1 protein-coding gene is annotated in these 621 nt (G+C 47.0%); it reads right to left on the bottom strand.

Going from position 1 to position 621, the window contains the following annotated elements; genetic code table 11:
- Positions 1-621 (bottom strand): OB-fold nucleic acid binding domain-containing protein (locus A3729_RS05870; protein ID WP_231877356.1); only part of this gene is annotated, 621 nt, incomplete at both ends.

The following is a 621-nucleotide window of genomic DNA, read 5'->3' as shown; positions in this document are numbered from 1 at the left end:
CATTCCGGAATAGTCATCAAGACTCACTACACCAGAAACAGCAACCACCTCATCCTTTTGAATAGCCTCGCGACACTCGTCAAATGTATCCGCAAATAGTGTCGCCTCAATTCGTGCACTACGATCATCCAAAGTAACGAAGCACATGGTCTGGCCACGTTTATTCTTCATTACCCGAATTTCAACAATCAAACCCACTACCGTCGTCCGATTACGACTGGACTTAAGGTTTAATATAGAGTTCGGAGCAAAACGCCTAACCTCTTTTTCATACTCATCAAAAGGGTGACCTGTCAGGTATAAGCCCAAGGTGTCTTTTTCCTGCCCTAGCCGCTCTTTTTCACTCCACTCACGAACACCTTCTGAACTTGCGTAGACATCCTCATCTTCGTCAGGAACAACCTCGCCAAACATATCCATCATACCCGCATTTTGGTTTCTGGCATTCTGGTCAGCGCGTTGTACTGCTTCGGTAATACTTTCCATCATCCTCGCGCGGCTCGGGCCAATCGAATCCATGGCACCGGCTCGGATCAATGCTTCCAGAGCTCGCTTATTCACCTTCTTCAAATCTACCCGGTCACAAAAATCAAACAGACTTTTAAATGGTCCGCCCTCTTC

Source organism: Oleiphilus sp. HI0043 (genome assembly GCF_001634935.1).
Note: the sequence above shows the minus strand (reverse complement) of the source record. Positions and strands in the feature narration are given on the sequence as shown.